General features: G+C 59.7%; 20 protein-coding genes. 5 read left to right on the forward strand and 15 right to left on the reverse strand.

Annotation, left to right across the window (positions count from 1 at the left end; translation table 11 throughout):
• Positions 1–26 precede the first annotated feature (26 nt).
• From J2046_RS16915 to bglB, 10 genes are all read right to left on the reverse strand, one after another.
• Positions 27–1,421, reverse strand: a complete 1,395-nt coding sequence (locus J2046_RS16915) for an FAD-dependent oxidoreductase (RefSeq protein ID WP_210053741.1) — start codon at positions 1,419–1,421, stop codon at positions 27–29.
• Positions 1,422–1,438: 17 nt separating this feature from the next.
• Positions 1,439–2,224, reverse strand: coding sequence for an SDR family NAD(P)-dependent oxidoreductase (locus J2046_RS16920; RefSeq protein WP_210053742.1), 786 nt, complete (start codon positions 2,222–2,224; stop codon positions 1,439–1,441).
• A 223-nt stretch (positions 2,225–2,447) separates the two neighbouring features.
• Positions 2,448–3,518, reverse strand: coding sequence for a Gfo/Idh/MocA family protein (locus tag J2046_RS16925; RefSeq protein ID WP_210053744.1), 1,071 nt, complete (start codon positions 3,516–3,518; stop codon positions 2,448–2,450).
• Positions 3,515–4,537, reverse strand: coding sequence for a Gfo/Idh/MocA family protein (locus J2046_RS16930; RefSeq protein ID WP_210053746.1), 1,023 nt, complete (start codon positions 4,535–4,537; stop codon positions 3,515–3,517). Before J2046_RS16930 ends, J2046_RS16925 begins: the two co-directional genes overlap by 4 nt.
• 4 nt (positions 4,538–4,541) lie before the next feature.
• Positions 4,542–5,798, reverse strand: a complete 1,257-nt coding sequence (locus J2046_RS16935; protein ID WP_233469850.1) for a Gfo/Idh/MocA family protein — start codon at positions 5,796–5,798, stop codon at positions 4,542–4,544.
• A 35-nt stretch (positions 5,799–5,833) separates the two neighbouring features.
• Positions 5,834–6,928 (reverse strand): ABC transporter ATP-binding protein, encoded by a 1,095-nt coding sequence (locus J2046_RS16940; RefSeq protein WP_210053750.1) that lies wholly within the window; start codon positions 6,926–6,928, stop codon positions 5,834–5,836.
• Between the two features lie 12 nt (positions 6,929–6,940).
• The gene (locus J2046_RS16945; protein WP_411828513.1) at positions 6,941–7,819 is read right to left on the reverse strand and encodes a carbohydrate ABC transporter permease; all 879 of its coding nucleotides are present in this window, start codon (positions 7,817–7,819) and stop codon (positions 6,941–6,943) included.
• A gap of 19 nt (positions 7,820–7,838) precedes the next feature.
• A complete protein-coding gene (locus J2046_RS16950) occupies positions 7,839–8,732 on the reverse strand; it encodes a carbohydrate ABC transporter permease (RefSeq protein ID WP_210053754.1) in 894 nt (297 codons plus the stop codon).
• A gap of 68 nt (positions 8,733–8,800) precedes the next feature.
• Positions 8,801–10,081, reverse strand: coding sequence for an ABC transporter substrate-binding protein (locus J2046_RS16955; RefSeq protein WP_210053756.1), 1,281 nt, complete (start codon positions 10,079–10,081; stop codon positions 8,801–8,803).
• A gap of 119 nt (positions 10,082–10,200) precedes the next feature.
• Positions 10,201–11,319: a beta-galactosidase BglB gene (gene bglB, locus J2046_RS16960; protein ID WP_210053757.1), complete on the reverse strand. Its 1,119-nt coding sequence runs from the start codon at positions 11,317–11,319 to the stop codon at positions 10,201–10,203.
• 191 nt (positions 11,320–11,510) lie between these two features.
• Here bglB and kdgR point away from each other — a divergent pair, with 191 nt between their 5' ends.
• A complete protein-coding gene (gene kdgR, locus J2046_RS16965) occupies positions 11,511–12,305 on the forward strand; it encodes a DNA-binding transcriptional regulator KdgR (RefSeq protein WP_210053760.1) in 795 nt (264 codons plus the stop codon).
• A gap of 78 nt (positions 12,306–12,383) precedes the next feature.
• Here kdgR and J2046_RS16970 read toward each other — a convergent pair whose 3' ends face one another.
• The 5 genes from J2046_RS16970 to J2046_RS16990 all read right to left on the reverse strand — a co-directional run bounded on the left by J2046_RS16970 (position 12,384) and on the right by J2046_RS16990 (position 17,782).
• Entirely contained in the window at positions 12,384–13,301 is a 918-nt protein-coding gene (locus J2046_RS16970; protein WP_411828510.1) for an SMP-30/gluconolactonase/LRE family protein, read from the reverse strand.
• A 25-nt stretch (positions 13,302–13,326) separates the two neighbouring features.
• Positions 13,327–14,274 (reverse strand): ABC transporter permease, encoded by a 948-nt coding sequence (locus tag J2046_RS16975; protein WP_210053764.1) that lies wholly within the window; start codon positions 14,272–14,274, stop codon positions 13,327–13,329.
• Positions 14,271–15,212, reverse strand: a complete 942-nt coding sequence (locus tag J2046_RS16980) for an ABC transporter permease (RefSeq protein ID WP_210053766.1) — start codon at positions 15,210–15,212, stop codon at positions 14,271–14,273. Before J2046_RS16980 ends, J2046_RS16975 begins: the two co-directional genes overlap by 4 nt.
• On the reverse strand, positions 15,209–16,672 hold the full coding sequence (locus J2046_RS16985; RefSeq protein WP_210053768.1) for a sugar ABC transporter ATP-binding protein: 1,464 nt from the start codon (positions 16,670–16,672) through the stop codon (positions 15,209–15,211). Before J2046_RS16985 ends, J2046_RS16980 begins: the two co-directional genes overlap by 4 nt.
• A gap of 93 nt (positions 16,673–16,765) precedes the next feature.
• Positions 16,766–17,782, reverse strand: coding sequence for an ABC transporter substrate-binding protein (locus tag J2046_RS16990; protein ID WP_210053770.1), 1,017 nt, complete (start codon positions 17,780–17,782; stop codon positions 16,766–16,768).
• Positions 17,783–18,021: 239 nt separating this feature from the next.
• Here J2046_RS16990 and J2046_RS16995 point away from each other — a divergent pair, with 239 nt between their 5' ends.
• The 4 genes from J2046_RS16995 (at position 18,022) to J2046_RS17010 (ending at position 22,314) form a co-directional block, all read left to right on the forward strand.
• Complete coding sequence (locus tag J2046_RS16995) at positions 18,022–19,260, forward strand: GAF domain-containing sensor histidine kinase (protein ID WP_210053772.1); 1,239 nt, start codon at positions 18,022–18,024, stop codon at positions 19,258–19,260.
• On the forward strand, positions 19,257–19,973 hold the full coding sequence (locus tag J2046_RS17000; protein WP_210053774.1) for a response regulator transcription factor: 717 nt from the start codon (positions 19,257–19,259) through the stop codon (positions 19,971–19,973). The genes J2046_RS16995 and J2046_RS17000 overlap by 4 nt, the downstream gene beginning before the upstream one ends.
• 212 nt (positions 19,974–20,185) lie before the next feature.
• Positions 20,186–21,388 carry a mandelate racemase/muconate lactonizing enzyme family protein gene (locus J2046_RS17005; protein WP_210053776.1) on the forward strand — a complete coding sequence of 401 codons (1,203 nt, stop codon included), beginning with the start codon at positions 20,186–20,188 and terminating at the stop codon, positions 21,386–21,388.
• Positions 21,389–21,438: 50 nt separating this feature from the next.
• Positions 21,439–22,314: a DMT family transporter gene (locus J2046_RS17010; RefSeq protein WP_210053989.1), complete on the forward strand. Its 876-nt coding sequence runs from the start codon at positions 21,439–21,441 to the stop codon at positions 22,312–22,314.
• The last annotated feature ends 32 nt before the right edge of the window (positions 22,315–22,346 follow it).

A 22,346-nucleotide genomic window follows, 5' to 3' on the forward strand; every position in this document is an offset into this window, starting at 1 on the left:
AGATCTCTGCCCCCTTATCGTCCCCCTCAGCCGAGATAGGCGCCCTGGGCCAGAAGCTCGCGTCGCAGGTCTTCGTAATCGACATGCCGCGGGCTCGCCCGGTTGCCCACCGAGAGCGCGGCAGCAATCCCGGCGGCCTGTCCGAGTGCGAAACAGGGCGGCATGACGCGGATGGCGCTCAGTGCCTCATGGGTGGCTGAAACTGCCCGGCCTGATACGAGAAGGCCATCGTGATAGCGCGGCAGCATTACACGGTAGGGTATCCGGTAGATATTGGCTGTGGCCGGTGCATCGCCACCCGTTCCGCCGCCCGATCCTGTCGGATCGTGAATGTCGAGGGGATAGCCGCAAAGGGCAATCACATCTTCGAACGAGCGGCCCGAACGGAGGTCGTCCAGGGTCAATTCATAGTCGCCATCGATGCGGCGCGTCTCTCGAACGCCGATCTGCGTTGCGGTATCCCTGAGTTCGACCTTTTCGAAACCGGGGAGATTGTTGCGGAAGAAGTCGAGCAATGCCAAGGTCTGCTCGCGGCCTTCGAGCTCCGCCAGGGTCAGCTCCTTTGCATCAGTACCGTTACGGCGGAGCACACGGCCGGTATTGATGCGCCAGACGCCGGGCTCCATGGTCTTGTAGAGCCCGATGCCACGCCGTGGGGCCGGGAAGCGGCCTTCCGCGGTCGCCTTCGCGACAATCGAGGCATAAGGCCGGTAGTCCTCCGGGTGAGACCGGACGTATTCCTCAACCACCTGATCGTTGACGTTCTGGACGCGGAAGAACAGGGTCTGCGGCTGGGCAAGGCCGTCGCTGTCTCGCCCCTGTCGCGTATGCACGCCTGCGAAATGGGCGACATCGCCATCGGCGGAGCAATCCACCACGACCTTCGCGCGGGCGGCCCTCAGGCCGCCTTTGCCCGCGCAGACGACACCCAATATCCGCGGGTTGATCGCCTCGTAGTCGTCGACAATGGCATCAACGACCATCGTATGCAGCAGTAGATCGACACCGGCTTCCAGGCACATACGCTGAGCCACCACCTTTGCTGCCTCCGGCTCGAAGGGCGTGACCTTGTCATGGCCGTAGACGATGAAGCCGCTGTAGGCGGATCCGGCCGGAATGGTGCTCGGATGCAGGGCACCCCCAATCGCCATCATGCGCTGCACGAATTCCTCGTATACGCCGCGGATGAGTTGCTGGCTCCCGTCGAGCGAATAGGATGTCATGCAAGGGCCGACGAGACCCGCTGTCAGGTTTCCTCCGAGAAAGCCGTAGCGTTCGATCAGGCGAACTCGCACATTGAGGCGTGCCGCCGCCACGGCGGCCGATATTCCCGAAGGTCCGCCTCCGATGACGAGCACGTCGACGTCATCGAATTCGGGAATATCGGCCGAATAGGCGTAGCGCTGCTCAATCTCCTCCATCCCATTGCCCTCCGGTATCAGCGAAACATCGAGCCGCCGTCGACGTCGAGCGCCGCGCCGTAGACGAAGCTGGACGCATCCGAGCAGAGGAACAGGATGGCGGCGGCCATATCTTCCGGCCTGCCCATCCGCCGCATGGGCAGATTTGCAGCGATGCGCTCCTTCAGCGAAGGATCGATATGAGCATGCATGGGGGAATCGGTTGGTCCGGGGTTGAGGGCATTGATCCTGACCTTCTTGCCGGCAAGTTCACGCGCTACGGACTTGACCAGCGACAGTGTCGCAGCCTTCGATGCTGCATAGGCGGTGTCGGCGATCAGTCCCCCGCCTCCGTGAACGCCGGCATCCGAGGCCACGCAGACGATGTTGCCGCCCGCAGGATTTTCGAGCATGCGCTTCACGCCGGCCTGCACCGTAAAGAAGGTCCCAAGCAGATTGACGTTCAGCACGCGCTGCCAATGGCCCCAGTCCTGTTCGAAGAGGCGCTTGGCGGTGATGATTGCGGCGCAGGTGACGATATTGTCCAGTCGCCCGAGATGAGCATCGCAATAGGCGAAAGCCTCAGCAATGCTCTCGGGATTGCTGACATCCACCTTCACGGTATGAATCCTGGCTCCGCCTTTTCGCAACTCCGAACCATAGCGCTCGAGCCCCGCCTCGTCGCGATCGGCCATCACCACTTCTGCTCCCTTGGCGGCAAAAGCGCGGGCAGTTTCCAGCCCCATGCCGCTCGCGGCGCCGGTGATCAGTATGGTTCGCCCGGCGTAACTGTCATCGGCAAAGGGCGTATAGGCTTGGGTCATCGGTAAATGTCCTTGATTGGAAGCGCGGCTGGGAAAGACAGGGGTGGATGAACAGCACCGATCCAGGGGTGATGCCGTCTAACCTGGGAGATAACTTAGCAACTATGTTTTCTAGTTGTAAAGAGTGCTTTCCGCGGTTTTTTGCCACGCGTGATCCGGCGCCACTGCCGCGGATACCTATGAGCCGCAAATCGGCCTGCGATTGAAGCTTGAGTGCCTGCTTTTATTGCGGCATCCATCCCGCCGCCAAGGGATGATCCAAGCCAAGGGGCAGCCGCACGATTTGATTTTGGCGAGCCGAGGCGTAGATCGCGGTAATGAGCTCAATCGAGTGATAGCTCTCCTGAAGCGTCGGCAGATAGAGGTCGGGCTGGCCCGTGAGGCAGGCGTGGATGTCGGCAAACAGGCCGGGGAATCTCGAAAGCATCCCCGGAATATCGGAGACGGCCGCATCGATCTCGGCCTGTCGTGACGGATCGGTTGACGTGAAAATCCAGGGACCCGCGCCGATCTGGTAAGGTTCCGTGCCCGAGGTTACAGTAACATGCTCGAAGCACATCCGAAGTCGTGAGCTGTTTCCCGCGGCACCTAATGTGACCGAGGAGGTGACCAGGGCTCCCTCGCTGGTGCGCATGGAAAGGGCGGCGCAATCTTCGGTCTCCACGGGATTGACGCGCGTGTCCAGAAAGGCTGCTATTTCGGTGACATCGCCGACAAGGTGGGTCATAAGATTATGGATATGGCAAGCGTGGCTGACGAGGACTCCACCGAGCTCTCCCTTCCAGGTGCCTCGCCACCGCTCCTCATAATAGGTGGGGCCACGCTGCCAATGGGTCTCCAAGGCCACCAAATAGGGCTTTCCCAACAAGCCGCGTATCTTCAACTCGTGCGCTGCACGATAGCCGGCTCCATAGCGATACTGAAATACCGGGAAGACCTGTCTGCGCATCTTCGCCGCGAGGTCAGCAATGCGCCGAACGTCGGCGATCGAGCCCGCCAACGGTTTTTCGCAGACCACGTGCTTCCCGGCCTCCAGCGCGACCATAGTCATTGTGGCATGCAGTTGGGGTGGCAGGCAGATGTCGACGAGATCCACTTCGGGATCTGAGAGAACCTGGTTTATGTCTCCTATGGCCCGGCTGCCAGGTGCTTGCCCGGCCGCCTCTTCCGCGCGGGCTAGGTTGAGATCGCAGACATAGCGCACCGCAAATAATTCCGGCAGCGTCGCATAAGCGGCCACGTGGGCTTTGCCGATGCCTGCCCCGACGACTGCCACGCGGATGCGATCGCTCATCGAGTTGCGCCGCCTTCCGCCAAAAACTGTGCCTGCAGCGCAAGTTCGGTCGCAAGGAACGCATGGGATTGAGACATGGCGGTCTCGGTTCGGTTTTTCACATCGGCGGCAAGTCTTCCGAAGAAAGGCTTGCCCGCGCCTTTGGCATCGAACCGCTGGACGCCGGATTTGTCGGCGAGAAAGACGTGATCCCCACCGGGTTGGCCCGCAATGTCGATATACTTGCGCAGTTCGATATAGCCGTCGGTCCCGAGAATTGTCATTCGCCCGTCTCCCCAGACGGGAAGGCCATGTGGCGTCAGCCAATCCACCCGTGCATAACCACGGCCCCCACTGCCTTCCAGCAGCGCTTCGCCAAAGTCCTGGAAATCCGGCCGATCCGGATTCGCAACATTGGCAACGTGAGCCGAGATCACCCGAGCTTCGGTGGACCCGGTGAAATGCAGGAACTGGTCGAATTGATGGGCGCAGATATCGGTCAGGATGCCGCCGCATCGCGTCCGGTCCCAGAACCAGCCCGGCCGGAGATGGGCATTGAGACGGTGCGGCCCGAGCCCCACCGTCTGGACCACCGTTCCGATCCGGCCTTCGGCAATCAGGCGGTCCGCCAAAGTGGCGCTTTCAACGGACACACGCTCGGAGAAAGAGACAAGCCAACGACGTCCGGTCTCCGCCACAGTCGTGCGGATATCCGCAAGCTGCTTCAGGCTCGTGCAGCCGGGTTTATCGACCAGCACATCCTTACCGTGCAACATGGCGGAAATCGCAACCCCGGCGCGTTCGCTGTTGATGCCCGCGGAGAGAATGAGATCGATACTCGCCTCTTCCAGAATGGCCTGCGTCGATCGAAGCGGTACATCCGGATAGGTGTCCCGGAAGGTCTTGCGTGCCTCATTAGGGGTCTCATCGCCCGTTGTCCATGCAACGAGCGTGGCATTGGCCTCCCGCATGCCTTCGATCATGCCGTAGATGTGCCCATGGTCTATATCGATGACGCCGATGCGGAGGTCGAAGGCCATGGGACTATCCTTTGAGGTGGATGCCGCGGGCCCGCAGCATCGACTGGATGTTGACGAGCGAGCCGGTCTCGATGGAGGCGTTGGCGGCGATGCCGGTGAGAATGGACCATGCGCCGGCGACATGGTCGGAAGCGCGGCCATAGCGGTCCGGCTCCATGCTTTCCGGATCGAAGATATATCCGAGCATGACCGGATCGGCACCGCCGTGGTCGCCCTTCGCCATTGGAACCTGGACCAGGCGTGGCGGCTCGCCGGCCAGATGCAGTTCGGTGGTGATCGCATCTTCGTTCGCATGCGCGCGTTTGCCGCCGAACACGCCGTGGACCTCGACATGGCGATGGGTGATGTCGCCCTTGGTTCCCTGGAATTTGATCTCCAGCCCTTCCCAAGGCGAATAGGCGGTCAGGGTGTAGTTGGCGGTGACGCCGGACGCATAGCGAATATGCGCCTGCATCGTATCCTCGATGCCGATCTCCTCGTCGAAGACGCAGCGGTCGCGGAAATAGCCGTCTTCGCTTTCTGCCTCGACGTAGAGCGCGCGCAGATTTTCGTCCGCCGACAGATCGAGCTCGAAATCGCATCTGTCGGCCACGGGACAGCCTGTGCAACGCGGACCGCGGCCTGCAAGTCCCAGTTCGGCCGCCATTTCCGGGCGATAAAAAACCCGCTTGCCGGATGCCAGAACCTCGGTCGGCGCCGAGCCGAGCCACCAATTGAGCAGGTCGAAATGATGCGTGGACTTATGGACCAGCAGCCCACCGGAATTTTCCTTCTGCCGGTGCCAGCGTCGGAAGTAGTCGGCGCCATGAACGCGGTCGAGATGCCAGCGGAAGTCGACGACCGTCACCGTCCCGATCGTGCCGGAGGCTATAAGCTCCTTGATCTGGGTGCGGGCGGGAGAATACCGGTAGTTGAAGGTGACTGTGACCTTCCGGCCGGTCCGCCTCTGGGCATCGATAATCTGCTTCAGGCGGGTGAGGTCGATCGTCAGCGGTTTTTCACAGATGACATCGCAGCCGGCTTCGAAAGCGCGGACGATATAGTCGGCATGCAGGAAGTCGGGCGTTGCCACGACCACCGTATCCGGCTTCTGTTCCGCAATCAGGCGGTCGAAATCGGAAGCAAGATAGGTCGCGACGCCGTTCGTTCCCGGCTTGGGGACTGCCTTGGCTGCTTCTCCCAATCGATGGGCATTGCTGTCGCAGAGCGCGACAATCTCGTGCTTGTCTGCGTAATCTTCGATCACGGAATCGCGGAACATCTGATGCCGCGAACCACATCCGACAATGGCAATCTTCACTGGACCAGGCTTTCGTTCTGAGTGGGCTCGACGCGCTGACCGGCGCTGTCGAAATAATGGAGGTCGAAGAGGTCGAAGCCGATCGTCACCGGATCGCCCATGCGATAGGGATTGCGGCCGCTATCGCTGACAAGCAGCACCTGGCCCGAAGGCAGGGCCACATGCAGTAACGTCTCGCTACCAAGATATTCCACAAGCCGGATCGTTCCCTCGGTCGTGACATCGCCGTCGCCCACCTGCAATGACGAAGGGCGCACGCACAAGGTCATGGCTTCGCTCGTCGCTCTAAGAGCAGGAATGGCGAACCGGGGCAGGCCGGCAATGTCGACGAAGGTCCGGCCCGCCTCATGTAACACCTTTGCCTGCAGCATGTTGATCTTGGGCGAGCCGATGAAGCCGGCAACGAAAAGGTTCTGGGGCCGGGTGTAGAGCTCCTGTGGCGTTCCGACCTGCTCGATCTTGCCGCCCCTCAGCACCACGATGCGGCTTGCCATGGTCATGGCCTCCACCTGGTCATGCGTCACATAAATCATTGTCGTTCCGAGACGCGTATAGAGGGAAGCCAGTTCGGCCCGCATCTGCACACGCAGCTCGGCATCGAGGTTGGAAAGCGGTTCGTCGAAGAGGAAAAGCTGCGGCTCGCGCACGATCGCCCGGCCGATCGCCACGCGTTGCTTCTGCCCGCCGGAAAGCTGGCGCGGCTTGCGGTCCATCAACTGCTCGATCTGCAGGATGCGAGCTGCCTCGGCCACCCGGTGTTCCACTTGCTGGCGCGGAACGTTGAAATTCTGCAGGCCGAAAGCAAGGTTTTTCCTGACGTTCATGTGGGGGTAGAGCGCATAGCTCTGAAACACCATCGACAGCTCGCGTTTGGAGGCGGGCAGGTCGTTAACGATCCGTCCGCCGATGGCGATTGTTCCTTCGCTGATGTCCTCCAGGCCGGCGATCATGCGAAGAAGGGTGGATTTCCCGCAGCCCGAAGGGCCGACGAGGACAAGAAATTCGCCGTCGCGAATATCGAGGTTCAAACCCTGGATGATGGACAGCGCCCCGTAGCGCTTGCCGACGTTTCGAAGCGTCAATCCTGCCATGCGTCTTGTTTCCTATTTCATGCCGGAGGTGGCGATGCCACGAACGATGAGTTTCTGGAACAGGACGAAGAAGATCACGACCGGCACCAGTGAAAGCACAGACATCGCGAACATCTGGCCGTAGGCCGACTTGCCTTCCTGATCGAGGAAGAGGCGCAGCGCCAGCGGCACGGTATAGCTCTTGATGTCGTTGAGGTAGATCAGCGGTGCGAGGAAGTCCTCCCACACCCAGATCAGTGAAAAGATAGCGGCCGTGCCCATCGCGGGCAGGGAAAGCGGCAGGATAATCGCCCGGTAAATCTTGAAGGGCGAACAGCCGTCGATCATCGCGGCCTCGTCCAGCTCTCGGGGCAATTGACGGAAAAACTGCACCATCAGGAAGATGAAGAAGGCGTCCGAGGCCAGGAAGCGGGGCACGACCAGCGGTAGATAGGTATCCACCCAGCCAAGCCGGAGGAACTGCACATATTGGGGAATGAGGACCACATGATAGGGGATCATCAAGGTCATCATCATCAGCGCAAAGAGGAAACGGCGGCCCGTGAAGCTCAACCTGGCGAAGGCATAGGCCGCGAAGGAGCAGGAGATCAGGTTGCCGATCACCGAGAGGGCAGTGACGATCGCCGAGTTGACGTAGAAGAGTGTGAAGGACTGCGGCAGCGCGTTCCAACCCTCGGTGTAGTTGTCGAAGCGGAACTCCGACGGCCAGAGCGTCAGGCTCCCGAAAATCTCGTTCTCCGGCTTGAAGGAAGAAGCGAGCAGCCAGAACAGCGGATAGAGCATCACACAGGAAACGCCGATCAGAAAGATGTGCTTCAGGATGCGTCCGTTGCGCGCCCGCTTGTCGCGGCGCAAGCGCATTTCATGCGCAATCTTGGCGGCTTCCTCCATCTCGACAGACACCTCCATGTCAATCGCGCTCGTTCTCATAATGCACCCAGTATTTCGAGGTGAAGAAGGCGATCGCCGTAAAGATCGCGATGATGACGAGAAGCACCCAGGCAAGCGCAGATGCATAGCCCATGCGGAAGAACTTGAAGGCTTCGTTGAAGAGATAGACTGTGTAGAACAGCAGGCTGTCGGCCGGCGCTCCGGTGCCGTTGGAGATGATGAAGGCACTCGAAAAGGTCTTGAAGGCTTCGATCGTCTGCAGCACCAGGTTGAAGAAGATGACCGGCGCGAGGAGGGGCAGGGTGATCCGCGTGAACTGGCGCCAGCGCGGCGTTCCGTCTATCTCCGCTGCCTCATAGAGGTCGCGCGGTATGCCTCTGAGGCCGGCCAGAAAGATCAGCATCGGCGAGCCGAACTGCCACATGGCGAGGATCACCAGAGTGTAAAGCGAGGTGTCGGGATCGGTGATCCAGGCGGCACCTTGAATTCCGACGAGGGCCAGAACCTGGTTGACGACGCCATCCTCGGCGAAGAGCTGGCGCCACAATATGGCGATCGCGATCGAGGCGCCGAGCAGGGACGGCAGGTAGAAGATCGCCCGATAGAGGCCGATGGTGCGCAGCCCGCGGTCCAGCAGCATGGCGACGCCGAGCGCCACGATCAGGCGCGCCGGCACCGCCAACACCACATAGGTGAAGGTCACATCCAGTGCCTTCCAGAAGCGCCGGTCCCGCGTGAACATATATTCGTAATTACCCAAACCTATCCAGCGTGGGTCGCTCACCATGTCATAGCGGGTGAACGAGAGATAAAGCGACGCCAGGATAGGCCCCAAGGCAAGTAGGAAAAACCCGACCAGCCAGGGCAGAAGAAAAACATAGGCCGGCGCATTGCGGGCAAAGAAACGCTTCATCGAGACAACCTTGCTGTCGGAAGGGAAGGCCCCGGATGGAACAGCCGGAGCCTCGGTTCAGGCGGTCACTACTGGGCGCGGTCGACGATATCCTGTGCATCCTGGATGAACATGCCAGCGGCTTCCGCGACCTCCATCTTGCCGAGCACTACGTCGGTGCCGGTGCGCATGAAGGCGTCTCGAACCTCGCCGGCACCCTTGGGCGCGGGGAGGGGGAGCGGCCCGACCTTGCTCTGGATCGCATCGAAATAATCGACCGACAGTTTTTCGACTTCGGTGAGTTTCGGCGCCAGTGCGGCGCGGACCTTCGGCGAGCAGGGGATGCCGCGCTCCAGGCCCAGAATGCTGGTGATTTCCGGATCGTTGACCCAGGCGTTCATATAGGCGATCGCAGTTTCCGTGTCCTTTGCGTCACGAGTGAGCGACAGGAACATGGACGGCTTGATGAATTGGCCCGGCTTGCCGCCAGGCTTGTGGGGGATCATCGCGGCGCCGATCTTGTCCTTCGATACCGCCTGAATTCCGACAAGCTGGTTGGACCAGAAATGCGACATGGCGGTGTCGCCGACGGGGACGCCCGACTCGGCAATCGGCGGATCGAGAATGACGGTTTTGTTCTTGTCGCGCACGACGTCGGCCTTGCGCAGGTCGGCCCAGAACTGCCACCATCCGGACACGTCCTTGGCCGTCGCGGTGACCTTCCCGTCCGGCCCATAGAATTCTCGGCCGTTCTGGCGCACCCAGGCTTCGAAGGCTTCGATCATCAGGGAAAGATCGTCCGAGCCCTTCATCTTGCCGCCGGACTTGGAGGTGATCGCTTCGCAGGCCTTGGAAAAGTCGTCCCAGGTCCAGTTGATCAGGTCGACATCGACACTGGCTTCCTGGAAGGCGCGGGTATTGTGCACCATGACCTGGCTGTTGGAGCCGATGTTGAGTGCATAGAGCTTGCCATCGACCTTGCCGCCGTCGAGTGGCCCCTGATCGAAATCTGCGATCATGAGGTTCTTGCCGGCGAATTCGTCAAGCGGCTTGAGCGCGCCGCGATGGACATATTCGAACAGGAACCGGTAATCCATCTGCACCAGATCGGCCATGTTCCGGCCGGCGGTCTGGGTCGCCATCTTGGTCCAATAATCGCCCCAGCCTATCGTCTCACCGGAAACTTCGATTCCGGGGTTCTTCTTTTGGAAGGTGTCGATTACGGCAAAGGTGCGTTTGTCACGTTCGGGATTCCCCCACCAGTAGTGTCGGATCGACCGATCTGCGGCGATCACTGGCATCGGAAATGCAGCAGCGGCGGTTGCCGCGCCTATCGCGCCCAAGAGGGCTCTTCTTCTCAGTTTGGTCATGTCATCCTCCTCCTCTAATCCGACGTGCCTCTTTCGCACCAGATGTTCGGTATCACTCGAGACTTCTCGCGTTCCGGCCCCTCCTGGCGGAAACGCTCCAATCTTCCTTCGGGCAGCGCCTAGATGTAACTGCGCAGAAGTTCGGTCAGGCAGAGCATGGCCATCGCCTGTCCATAAGGCATGGAAGTCAGCTTGATCTGCCGGTAGAAATCGAGGTCGTGGCCCATGGCCGTGCCGAAGGACACCTGCTGCAATTCGCCGTCGGGACCGATGTTGTCGATAACCCCTTTCATGGCGCGTTCGGCGGTTTCCAGATAATCCTCGGTAAGATATCGCTTACGCACACCTTTCATGAGGCCGTATGCGAATCCGGCCGTCGCCGATGCCTCCAGATAGCTCGATGGGTCGTCAATCAGCGTATGCCAGAGGCCTGACGCGTGCTGGTATTGCTGCAGGGATGTTGCCTGACGCCGAAGCAGCGACACGAGATAACGACGCAGAGGATCGCTCTCCTTCAGGTCCAACAACTCGATGAACTCGGGAATGGCGATTGTGATCCAGCTATTGCCGCGGGCCCAGCGGGCGCGGGCGAAATTGTGATTGCCGTCGAAGGTCCAGCCGTGGAACCAGAGGCCGGTCTCCGTGTCGCAGAGATATTGGGCATGGACCAGGAACTGGTATTTCGCCTCCTCGACGAATTCCGGGCGATCAAGGATAAGGCCGATCTTGGCGAGCGGCAGAACGCTCATCATCAGCGTGTCGTCCCACATCTGCTGGTCGTTGACGTTGTTGTAGACAATGTGCTGAAGGCCGCCTTCGCGGGTCCGCGGCATGTCATGCATCACCCACTCGGCCCAGGTCTCCAGATAAGGCCGCCAGTGCGGGGCCGGTTTGAGTTCGTAAAGATAAGCCAGTGTCAGGAAGGGGGCCATGGTGTTGACATTCTTGGTGGGCGTGCCCTCTTCCAGCCGGGCGTCGAACCAGTCCGTGATGATGCCCATCGCGTCCTGGTTACCGGTCAATTGCCAATACTTGAACAGGCCATAAAGGCCGATGCCGTGGGTCCATTCCCATCCGGCCCAGCCCTTCGTATCGATGACACGTCCGTCATTGAGGTGCAGGAGAAATTCGCCCGTACGATCCTCGATATGGATGAGGTTGTCGGTCAGCCGATCGATGAGATCGCACACATGATCGCGCTGGATAAGGGGTTGCTTCTGCCTCAGCAGCGGGTGCATGTCTGATTTTCTCCCCAATATTTCGGAATGCTATTCCGGAAATTAGGAAACCATACTCCTAAAGGCTTTTCAACCTTGTTTTTACTGCTTGATGCGATGCTGCAAAAGGCACATGGGCCTGCCCGACCACGTCTTGACATAGGCGAGCTCAAATTTCAGAATATGATTTCGAAAAATTCAGAACACTTAAAATGTCAGACGCTGGCTCCAAAACGGAAAATGTTGCCGCTGTCCTCAAGGTCTTCGCCGTTGTGGAGGCTCTCGTCGAGGAAAAGAGGATAAGTCTTGCTGACCTCGCTCAGCGGGCGATGACATCCAAGACGACCGCGCATCGCTTGCTGCAGACGATGGTAGACCTCGGTTATGTGGAGCAGGATCCGGAGACGGAGAAATATGGTCTGACACTGAAACTGTTCAGTCTCGGAGCCAGATCCTTGAACGAACAGGCAGACCTGTTGCGGGCGGCCGACAAGGCAATGGGCAAGCTCTCCCGAGCCACGGGCGAATCCATCAACCTCGGCATTCTGGATGATCGGGACCAGAAGGTCGTCTACATCCATAAATACGATTCCGCCTACAGTCTTTCGATGAAGTCGACGCTTGGACTTCGCAATCCACTGCACAGTACCTCGCTCGGAAAGGCGTTGCTTGCCTGGCGAGACGACGATGAGCTCCGCGAGCGGGTGGGCAAGATGGAACTCACCAAACTGGCGCCTCGGACCATCACGGATCGGGAAGAACTGTTCGCCCAGTTGCGACTCACCCGCGACCGAGGCTTTGCCGAAGAAGTGGAAGAGAGCGAGGCGGGCGTGCGCTGCATGGCGGCGCCAATCTTCAATTACATGGGCAAGCCGATCGCCGCCATGTCGATTTCCTTTCCCCTCTTTCGCTTCGATGAAGGAAGGAAGTCGGAATATGTGAGCCTGCTCACAACAGCGGGCATGACAGCTTCCAGCGCCTTGGGCTACCGGCCGGAGAAGGGCTGACGAAGGATCGCCTGACTGGGTAAGATATCCAGCCCGGTCCTCTTTCGCTCGCTCCAGGTCATCGCGAACCCGCGCAGTTCAGCCAAGAGCTACCCCGTTGGTCGCCACGTAAACGGAGTAAAGGGAGGTAGTGGCGGTGATGAACAAGCGGTTCTTCCGCTGCCCGCCAAAGGTGAGGTTCGCCACCGTCTGCGGCACCAGAATCTTGCCGAGAAGCCTGCCTTCCGGTGAGAAGCAGTGCACGCCATCTCCAGCGCTCGTCCAGACATTGCCTTCGACGTCCACCCGGAAACCATCCGGCAGACCATTGTCGAGACTGCAGAAGACCCTGCTATTGTTGAGCCGCTTGCCTTCGATGACATCAAAGACACGGATATGGCGGGGTGCCTTGACGTCATGGCTCGAAGCAGAATCCGCGATGTATAGCTTCGACTCATCGGGCGAAAAAGCGAGGCCGTTCGGCTGGCCGAAATCGGTCACTACAGCTTCCAGTTCTCCCGTCTCAGGATCGAGCCGGTAAACATTGCGCGTCGCCTGTTCGGGCTCCGACCGATAGCCCTCGTAGTCCGACTTGATGCCGTAAGTTGGGTCGGTGAACCAGATGCTGCCATCCGAGCGCACGACCACGTCGTTTGGTGAATTCAGCCGTTTGTCCTGATACAGGTCGGCCAACACGGTGAGCGTCCCGTCGATCTCCGTGCGCACGACGCGGCGGCCCCCATGCTCGCAGGAAATGAGCCGACCCTGCCGATCCCGAGTATTGCCGTTCACGAAATTGGAGGGCGAGCGGAAGATCGAAACCCCGCCATCCGGCGTCCAGCGCAGCATGCGCTGGTTGGGAATGTCGCTCCAGATCAGGCAGTTGAGATCGGAAAACCAGACCGGTCCCTCGGCCCAGCGGCACCCTGAATAAAGCTCTTCGAGGCGCGCGCTGGAGACGATCAGCTGTCGGAAACGTTCGTCATGGATTTCGTAAATGGAAGGCGTTTGCGGCATGGTTGTCATCCGATCGGGAGGTGTTTCATCGGGTGGATTGGCGGCCGCCGGCCATGAGGATGACGGCAATGATGATGAGGCCGGTGAGGATAAGGCGGAACCCCGCGCCGAAACCATAGGTGTTCAGCATCGATACCACCAGGAACATGAAAAGCGAGGCGCCCCAGATGCCCGGAATGTTGGAATTGCCGCCAGCGACCGCAGTACCGCCAATAACGACGACCGCAATCGACATCAACAGGTATTCCGCTCCCATGTTAAGCGCGGCACCGCCCGAGAAGCTGGCGAGCAGATAACCGCAGATCGAGGCGAGCACGGCGCAGAGCATATAGGTCACAAGCCGTGTGCCATCGACGGGAATGCCGGTCATCCGGGCCGCGAACGTGCTCTGTCCGATCGCCGATATCCAGCGGCCGTAGATGCTCTTTTCCAGCAGCAACCATGCGATAGCGGAAAGGGCAAGGGCGACGATTGCCACGTTCGGGATGCCGAAGAGGCTGGATGTGGTGAAGCTTGCAAGAACTTCCGGGGGCTTGATGCGCAGGCCGCGGTTCGCCCAGATCGCTGTCGACTGAACGATGAAGCTCATGGAGAGCGTCGCGATGATCGGCGGGATGCGAAGCAGCTTTATAAGTGCGTAGTTGCCGATGCCGAGCACGGTGCCGAGCAGAACGGAGAGCAACAGGCCGACGACGATCATGCTATCCTGAACATCCATCAGCTTCAGTGCCAGCGTACCGGAGAGTGTCATGGTGGCGGGCACCGAAAGGTCGATATTGCCGGGACCAAGCGTGATGACGAACATCTGACCGATGCCGACGATGACCGAGAAGGCGGCAAAGGTTAGGGCCGCTTGAGACAGGCCGAGCGAGCTTGCGCCGCCGGTGAAGAGCACCGTAATGATCCAGACCGTGATTGTGGCGACGAAAGACCAGATCCAGGGCTTGGAGAGAAGGAGGCGGGGCGCGTTCATTGAATTTTCTCCCGCCGCTCCAAACGGTTCAGAAAGAGGCGCAGCGCCAGCACGACGATCAGGATCGCGCCCTGCGCGCCGATCTGCCAGTCCGGCGAAATGCGCATGAAGGACAGGAAGGAGCCGGCCAGCGCCAGAGTCAGCGCACCGATGACGGCCCCGATCGGCGAGACCCTGCCACCGACGAACTCTCCGCCGCCGAGGATCACCCCGGCGATCGACAGCAATGTGTAGCGGAGAGCAATGTTGGCGTCGGCCGAGGTTGTCAGGCCGACGAGCGCGATGCCCGAGAGCACGGCGAAGAGAGCCGCCAGGGCATAGGTCGCGGCCCGGATGCGGATCACCGACCAGCCCGCACGCTCGACAGAGCGGAAATTACCGCCCACGCCACGGATCAGTACGCCGAAGGAAGAGCGCATGATGAGGAAATGGGTGACGGCTGCGATCACGACGCTAGCAACGATTGCCATCGGCACGAAGGGCGGCTTCGAGGTCATCAGCCAACGCACCCAGCCCGGAGCTTCACCGCCCGGAGACGGTAGCATCAGCACGGCAAGGCCGCCCCAGAAGAAGCTCATGCCGAGAGTCACAACAATCGAGGGGAGTTCCCGGACATGGATGATCATACCCATGGCCGCATAGGCGGCGATCGCACCCAGGAAGATCAGGACGCCCATCGCGGGCGAAGCTTGCAGGAAGGTCGCCGTGACGCAGGCACAGAAGCTGACGAATGTACCCATCGACAGGTCGAGGTCATTGACCGCCATGATCAGCATCTGCGCCACGGTCGCGAGCGCGATCGGCACGGCGAGATTGAAGAGCAGATTGAGACCCGTATAGCTCATCGCGCGTGGCTGCATATAGAAGACGGCTGCCAACAACAGTGCAAGCGACACCGCGGGGATGATCAGGCGGAGGGTGCCGGAGGAAAGCTTCATGCAGCTTTCCCTTCGCTAAAGGACGCCGCCAGTATGTGCTTTTCGGTGATGTCATCACCAACAAGTTCAGCGACGATTGCACCTTCGCGGAAAACATAGACCCGATCGCAGAGGCGTATTTCGTCCATTTCGGTCGAGTACCAGACGAAGGTTCGGCCTGACGTCGCCTCGGTGCGCAGGATTTCGTAGACTTCCTGTTTGGTGCCGACATCGACTCCGCGCATAGGGTCGTCCATCAGCACGATTCCTGCCGCGGTCGCCAGTGCCCGGGCAAACAGGACTTTTTGCTGGTTGCCGCCTGAAAGCGACAAGATGCGGTTTTGCATGTCGGGGGTGCGGATCTCGATACGTTTCTTCCAGTCTTCCCCGAGCCTGTCCTCACGACCGCGGTCGATCATGCCGCGGGAGGAGAGCTCTCCAAGCGAGGTGATGCTGAGGTTTTTCAGGATGCTCCACAGCGCAAACGCACCGTTGAGACTGCGGTCGCCCGCCACGAACGCAGTTTCGCGTCGACGGGCCGCCCACCAGTTGCTGTTGCGAGAGAGATAGAGCTCGAGAAGCGCCTCCGTCTGTCCGTGGCCGCCGAGGCCCGCAAGACCGACGATCTCGCCGCGATAGGCTTCGAAGGCCAGGCCATGGCCGCGCCGGGGCGACATCGAAAGAACCGGCGAGCCTGCTTTCATGGCGGTTGAACGTTGCCACTCCCGCTCGCGCACCACGCTGCCCATGGCTTCGACGAGGCTGCGGCTATTGAATTCGAAGGCCATGCGATCAGCGACAACGCGTCCATCCTTCATCACCACGATCCGGTCGGAGGTCGAAAGGATTTCGCCCAGGATATGCGAGATCAGCAGGACTGAGCCGCCTTCGGCGACGAAACGGCGGACATAGGCCATGAGCTGAGCCGCAAGCCCGGCATCCAGCGACGACGTGGGTTCGTCGAGAATAATGAGCTTCGGTCGTTGGCCGATGCCGGCGAAGCTGATGGCGATCTCTACCATTTGCCGCTCGGCGATCGAGAGATCATCGATCGTGCTGTCGCAATCGATGTTGTGACCGGGAAAGATCTCCTTGAGTTGCGCCTTGATGAGGGCGAGCGCCCGACTGCGCCAGTTCCAGCCTTTCAAGTCTCCATGCATGATCCTGACGTTCTCGCTGACCGTCAAGTTGGGGCAAAGCGACAACTCTTGGAATACGCATCGTATCCCGTTGGCACGCGCCACCGAAATCCCGTGCTGCCCGGCATTGCCGCCATAGCTGACGGTGCCGGCATGCGGGGTGAGGCTTCCGTTAATCACATTGACGATGGTCGACTTGCCTGCGCCGTTGTGCCCGACCAGACCTACACACTCGCCTGCATGGATGGTGAGGTCCACGCCGTCCAATGCTTTGACGGCGCCGAACGTCACCTTGATGCCTCGAGCTGCAACCACCTCTGTTTTCGGCATTCCGTCAGTCATGTGGTGTTCGTCATAGAGGGTTGGTTGGCAGGCCGATGAAATACCGGACGCGGCTTCGAACTGCACCGCGTCCAGCCTATGGGGCGAGTGGCCCTATTTAGCGCTCGCAATCACCTTCTGGGCGTCTTCCAGCGAATACTCGACATTCGCCACGCCGCCCTTCTGGGTGCCGGCAAGGTTGGTTTCGAGGTTATCCTGATCGATGCGCAGGAAGGGAACGACGAGATCCTTCTTGACTTCCTTTCCGTCGAGGATCTGCTGAGCGACCCAGAACGCAAGCGTCGAGACGCCCGGCGCGATCGATACGGACATCGTCTCGTAGCCGTTCTTGTCCTTCTGCTGCTTCCACCAGACGAGTTCGTCCTCGCGATTGCCCATCACGATGGTTGGAGTGGGACGGTTGGCTGCGGCAAAGGCCTGAGCGGCGCCATAACCGTCTCCGCCCTGAGTCACGACGGCCGCAATTTCCGGCAGGCTCGGCAGAATGCCGGCGACTGCGCGCTGCGCAACGTCCTGCGCCCAGTCTCCGTTGACTGACCCCACGATCTTGAACTGCGGGTTCTTCTCGACGCCCGCTTCGATGCCTGCATGTATTTCGTCATCGACCGAAACGCCGGCCAGACCGCGTATTTCGAGAAGGTTGCCGCCCTTCGGGAGTTTCTTTGCGAGATAGTCCAGCTGGCTCTCGCCCATCGCCTTGAAATCGACGGCGATCCGCCAAGCGCAGGGCTCGGTCACAATGCCGTCGAAGGAAACGACGATGATGCCGGCGTCGCACGCTTCCTTGATCGCGCCATTGAGAGCGGTCGGGGACGCGGCATTGACGACGATCGCGTCATAGCCCTGCAGAATGAGGTTCTGGATTTGCGCGGCTTGTTCGGTCGCCTGGTTTTCTGCGGTGGTGAACGGATCAGCTGCCGCGACGACGCCCTTGGCGACGGCATCCTTGGTGATCTTGTCCCAGCTTGTCAGCATGGCCTGTCGCCAGGAATTGCCGGCATAATTGTTGGACAGGGCGATTTTCTTGTCGGCGGTGTCGGCGAGGGCAGAAATCGGCCCAACGACGCAAGCGACGGCGACAGATGCAAAAAGCATCTTTCTGATGATCATGATTTCCTCCCTAGCACCCACGAGATCTTCTCCGTTCCGCTCCTCAACGGTATTTCGGAGATAGTGATTGCACTGAGCTTCATTTGCCCAGTAAAGCGAGCATGGAGGAGAAATCGGGTGTTGTATAGGCGCATTCAAGCAACCTTTTTGCGGGCATTCGCGCAGAATCTGCGGGTTCCCGCAAGACAAGTCCGACAGCAAAGCGCTTAATGAGGTTGAGGACTGGGAGGAGGTCCGACATGCTCGATCCGGCCCGAAGCACGCTTTTCGACCGCTATCTTGGTATCTCGCGGCTGCTGGCGGGTCAGCTCGATTTCCATTCCATCATACAGGCGGTCGCCGCCGAGATCAGTCACATCATTCCGCATGACCATCTCGATGTCTGTATTAAGATGTTGGACGGCAAATATCACATCGCCTACGAAAGCGGCCTTGAAACCGCCTGGAGCAGACAGCCGCCGGCGCTGCTGACCGGTAGCCCGATCCGGACCCTGTTGTCGGGCGAAGTCGATTTCCTGCTGTCGCCAGACGCCTGCTCCGACCCCCGGTTCCACTTCGAAGGAGCCTTTTCGAGCCCGATCATCGAACTGTCGTTGCGCAGCCGTCTGCATGTGCCGCTAAGGGTGCAGGGCGATATTATCGGTGCGTTGAGCTGCTCCTGCCACGAGGCTGATAGCTATACGATGCAGGATGTCGAGAATGCTCGTTCGATCGCTGACCTACTTGCCCCCTATTTCTTTGCCCTACGTGCCGCCGAGCAGGCCAAGCATTCGGCGATCGTTGAGGCCGAAGCGCGTGCCCGCGAAGAGGGGCTCAGACACGGCGCCTTGAAACTGACCGAGGCGCTGGAGATCGAACGGCAGAGGATCGGCATGGACCTGCATGACCAGACCCTTGCCGACCTGACGCGCCTGACGCGACGAATGGAACGGCTGACATGCCTTTCGGAAATATCGGGTGAAACGCTGGAACCGCTCTGTCGCATGTTGCAGCAATGCCTTCACGACCTTCGCCAGATCATCGAAGAGGCGAAACCGTCGGTTCTGCAGCTGTTCGGAGTGACGGAGGCGATCGAAAACCATCTCGATCGTTCCGTGCGGGAGAGCGGCCTGCCTGTCGAGTGGAGGATACTCGATGAGAGCGACGGGGCGCTTCTCAATATCGGGCAGACGGTGGCGACGGCGCTTTTCCGGATCGTCCAGGAAGCCGTCAACAACGCGATTCGCCACGGGCAACCCACATCAATCCTGGTGCATCTGCGCACATTCGAACGGATGTTATCGATCGAGGTAATCGACGATGGCGTAGGGATAAAAAAGCTGCGTGACAGGGCAGGCCACGGAATTGATAACATGAAAACGCGCGCACGCTTGATTTCTGCGCGGTTTGAAATCGGGCGGAACACCAGCGGTCGGGGGACAGTGGTTAGAGTAACGCTGCCGATCGATCAGAGCGACATTTCGGAGAACTTGCCATGAAAGTGCTGATCGTCGAGGATGATCCGCTGCATCGGTCCTACCTGCATGAGGCAGTGCGTGCCGCACTGCCGGAATGCGACATGGTGCTGGAGGCGGAAAACGGTCTAAGCGGTGAGATCCAGGCCCGAAAGTCGCGCATGGAGCATGTGATCATGGACCTGCAGATGAGCGAACGCAATGGCATCGAAGCGGCCAGAACGATCTGGCGGGAGAGGCCTGACACCAAAATCCTGTTCTGGTCCAACTATTCCGATGAGGCCTATGTCCGGGGTGTTTCAAGGATCGTTCCGGAAGGAGCGACCTATGGCTACGTCCTGAAATCCGCATCGGATGAACGGCTGAAGCTAGCCCTTAGAAGCGTCTTTATGGAATCCCAATGTGTGATCGATCGCGAAGTGAGGGGAATCCAGCAGAAAAGCCTCGGAAACGCCCACGGATTGAGCGACGCGGAATATGAGATTCTGGTGGATGTGGCGCTTGGTTTGACCGACAAGGCGATCGCCCGGCGGAAGAAGCTCTCGCTGCGAAGCGTTCAGAACCGGCTACAGCAGCTTTATGAGAAGCTTGAAATCTATCAGATACCGAATGCGCAGACCGAAGGCTGGTACAATCTCAGAATGCGGGCCGTCGCTGTGGCGCTTCTTCGAAAGATCTTGAATACAAGCGCACTGGAAAGGGCGGAACGCGAGTTACGAGATTTTGTACAGTCCTGATCGGATAGGCGCCGGCGCAGATCTCGCATCCAGTACCTCGTTTTCTCCGTTGGCTGTCGATTGGTTTGCGGCCGACCGGCATTGATGTTGTTCTGCCGTCACTATTTTGTAGCGACCGGGCTTTGCGACGGATTTTCGAAGGAAATCGCCTTCCAGTATCGGCGATCTTCCCCTAGCAAGGTCGCGCGTGAATTTCATCAAGGAGGAGAGCCATGAAGATCACCAGACTGGAGACTGTGCGGGTGGCGGAGCGCTCGAACCTGCTTTGGGTTCTTGTCCATACTGACGAGGGAATCACAGGTCTCGGTGAAACCTTCTTTGGTGCGGAAACGGTTGAAAGCTATATCCACGAATATGTCGCGCCGCGCGTGATTGGCCGCGATCCGCTGCAGATCGATCTCCTCGCGCAAGAACTGGTCGGTTATGTCGGCTTCCGGTCATCCGGAGCCGAGGTACGCGGCAATTCCGCCTTCGACATCGCGCTCTGGGACATCTTTGGCAAGGCGACAGGCCAGCCGATTGCGCAGCTTCTCGGTGGTTTCACCCGGAATGAAATCCGCACCTACAATACCTGCGCAGGCACCGAATATATCAAGAAAAACACCGGCCAGGCGACAGCCAACTACGGACTGACGGGCGGCACGGCCTATGACGATTTGAACGGCTTCCTGCATCGCGCCGACGAATTGGCGGAGTCGCTGCTCGAAGAGGGCATCACAGCAATGAAGATCTGGCCCTTCGATGCGGCCGCTGAGAAGACCAAAGGCCAGTATATCTCCGCTTCCGATCTGAAGCTTGCGCTGCAGCCGTTCGAGAAGATCCGCAATGCAGTCGGCGACCGGATCGATATCATGGTGGAATTCCACTCGATGTGGCAGCTGCTGCCGGCCATGCAGATTGCGAGGGAGCTGGCACCTTACAGGACTTTTTGGCACGAAGATCCGATCAAGATGGATAGTCTTTCCAGCCTGAAGCGTTATGCGGAAGTGTCGCCGGCGCCGATCTCGGCCTCCGAAACACTCGCCACGCGCTGGGGTTTCCGCGACTATCTGGAAACCGGCGCTGCGGGCATCGTCATGCTCGACATTTCCTGGTGCGGCGGGCTCTCCGAGGCGCGCAAAATCGCTTCCATGGCAGAGGCCTGGCATCTGCCGGTCGCTCCGCATGATTGCACCGGTCCGGTCGTTCTCTGCGCCTCGACTCATCTTTCGCTCAATGCGCCGAATGCGCTGGTGCAGGAGAGCGTCCGTGCCTTTTATCGCACCTGGTATCGCGATCTCGTAACGGCGCTGCCGGAGGTGAAAAACGGCATGATCACCGTGCCTCCGGGGCCTGGTCTCGGCATGGAGCTCAATCCAGAGATCGACCGTGCCTTCACTGTCAGCCGCCGGACCTCCGACGCATCCGATCTCTAAGGTGAATCCGAATGAATACTTCGACCGCGACGGCGCTCAGGATCACGAGCATGACTGGCCCGTTTCTCATGCTTCTCGGGATGCTCATGTTCGCCCTCAACGATGCGATGGGGAAGTGGCTCGTCGCGAGCTACGGGCTCGGCCAGGTCATCCTGATCCGCAGTCTTGCTGCGCTTGTCATCCTTGTTCCCATGGTCTGGATGGCCGGTCTGAGCAATCTTCTCAGGGTCGACCGACCGGTTATGCAGTTTGCCAGGGTGGCGTTCTCGACAGCCGAAGTCTTCTGCTTCTATTACGCCGTCATGTATCTGCCGCTCGCAGACGTCATGACCTATTGGCTGGCTGCGCCCATCTATGTGGCGGCCGCCTCACCCTTCCTGCTTGGAGAGAAGGTCGGCTGGCGGCGCTGGACGGCAATCGCCGTCGGCTTCATCGGCGTCATCATCACGCTCGAGCCTTCGAGCGCCATGTTCACGATGCCGGCGATCATCTCGATTGTCGGGAGTGCGGCTTTTGCATTTATGCTGATTTCCGGCCGCTTCCTGCGGGGCACGCCGGACAGCACCCTCGTCTTCTTTCAGGTCGCGGGTGCAGGTCTGGCAGGCCTTGTTTTCGCGCCGGTGGACTGGTCACCGATCGCATCCAGCCGTGATCTCGTCCTTCTCGGACTGCTCGGCATCGTCGCCATGGCAGCACACATGCTGGTGAACCGGGCGCTCAAGATATCCGACGCAGCAACCGTCGCGCCGCTTCAATATACATTGCTGCTCTGGGCGGTGGTTTTCGGTTGGATTTTCTTTGGCGATGTGCCTCGTTTCGGCATGCTGATCGGGGCGGCGCTGATCGTCGCTTCAGGTCTGTTCATCTTCATTCGCGAGCAGATGCTCAAGAAGCGCGAGACGGTCCTGCCGTCCATCCCCGAATAAAAGCAAGAAGCCTGCGGTGGCGAAACCGCAGG

The sequence above is a fragment of the Neorhizobium petrolearium genome (genome assembly GCF_017873175.1).
GTDB lineage: Bacteria > Pseudomonadota > Alphaproteobacteria > Rhizobiales > Rhizobiaceae > Neorhizobium > Neorhizobium petrolearium.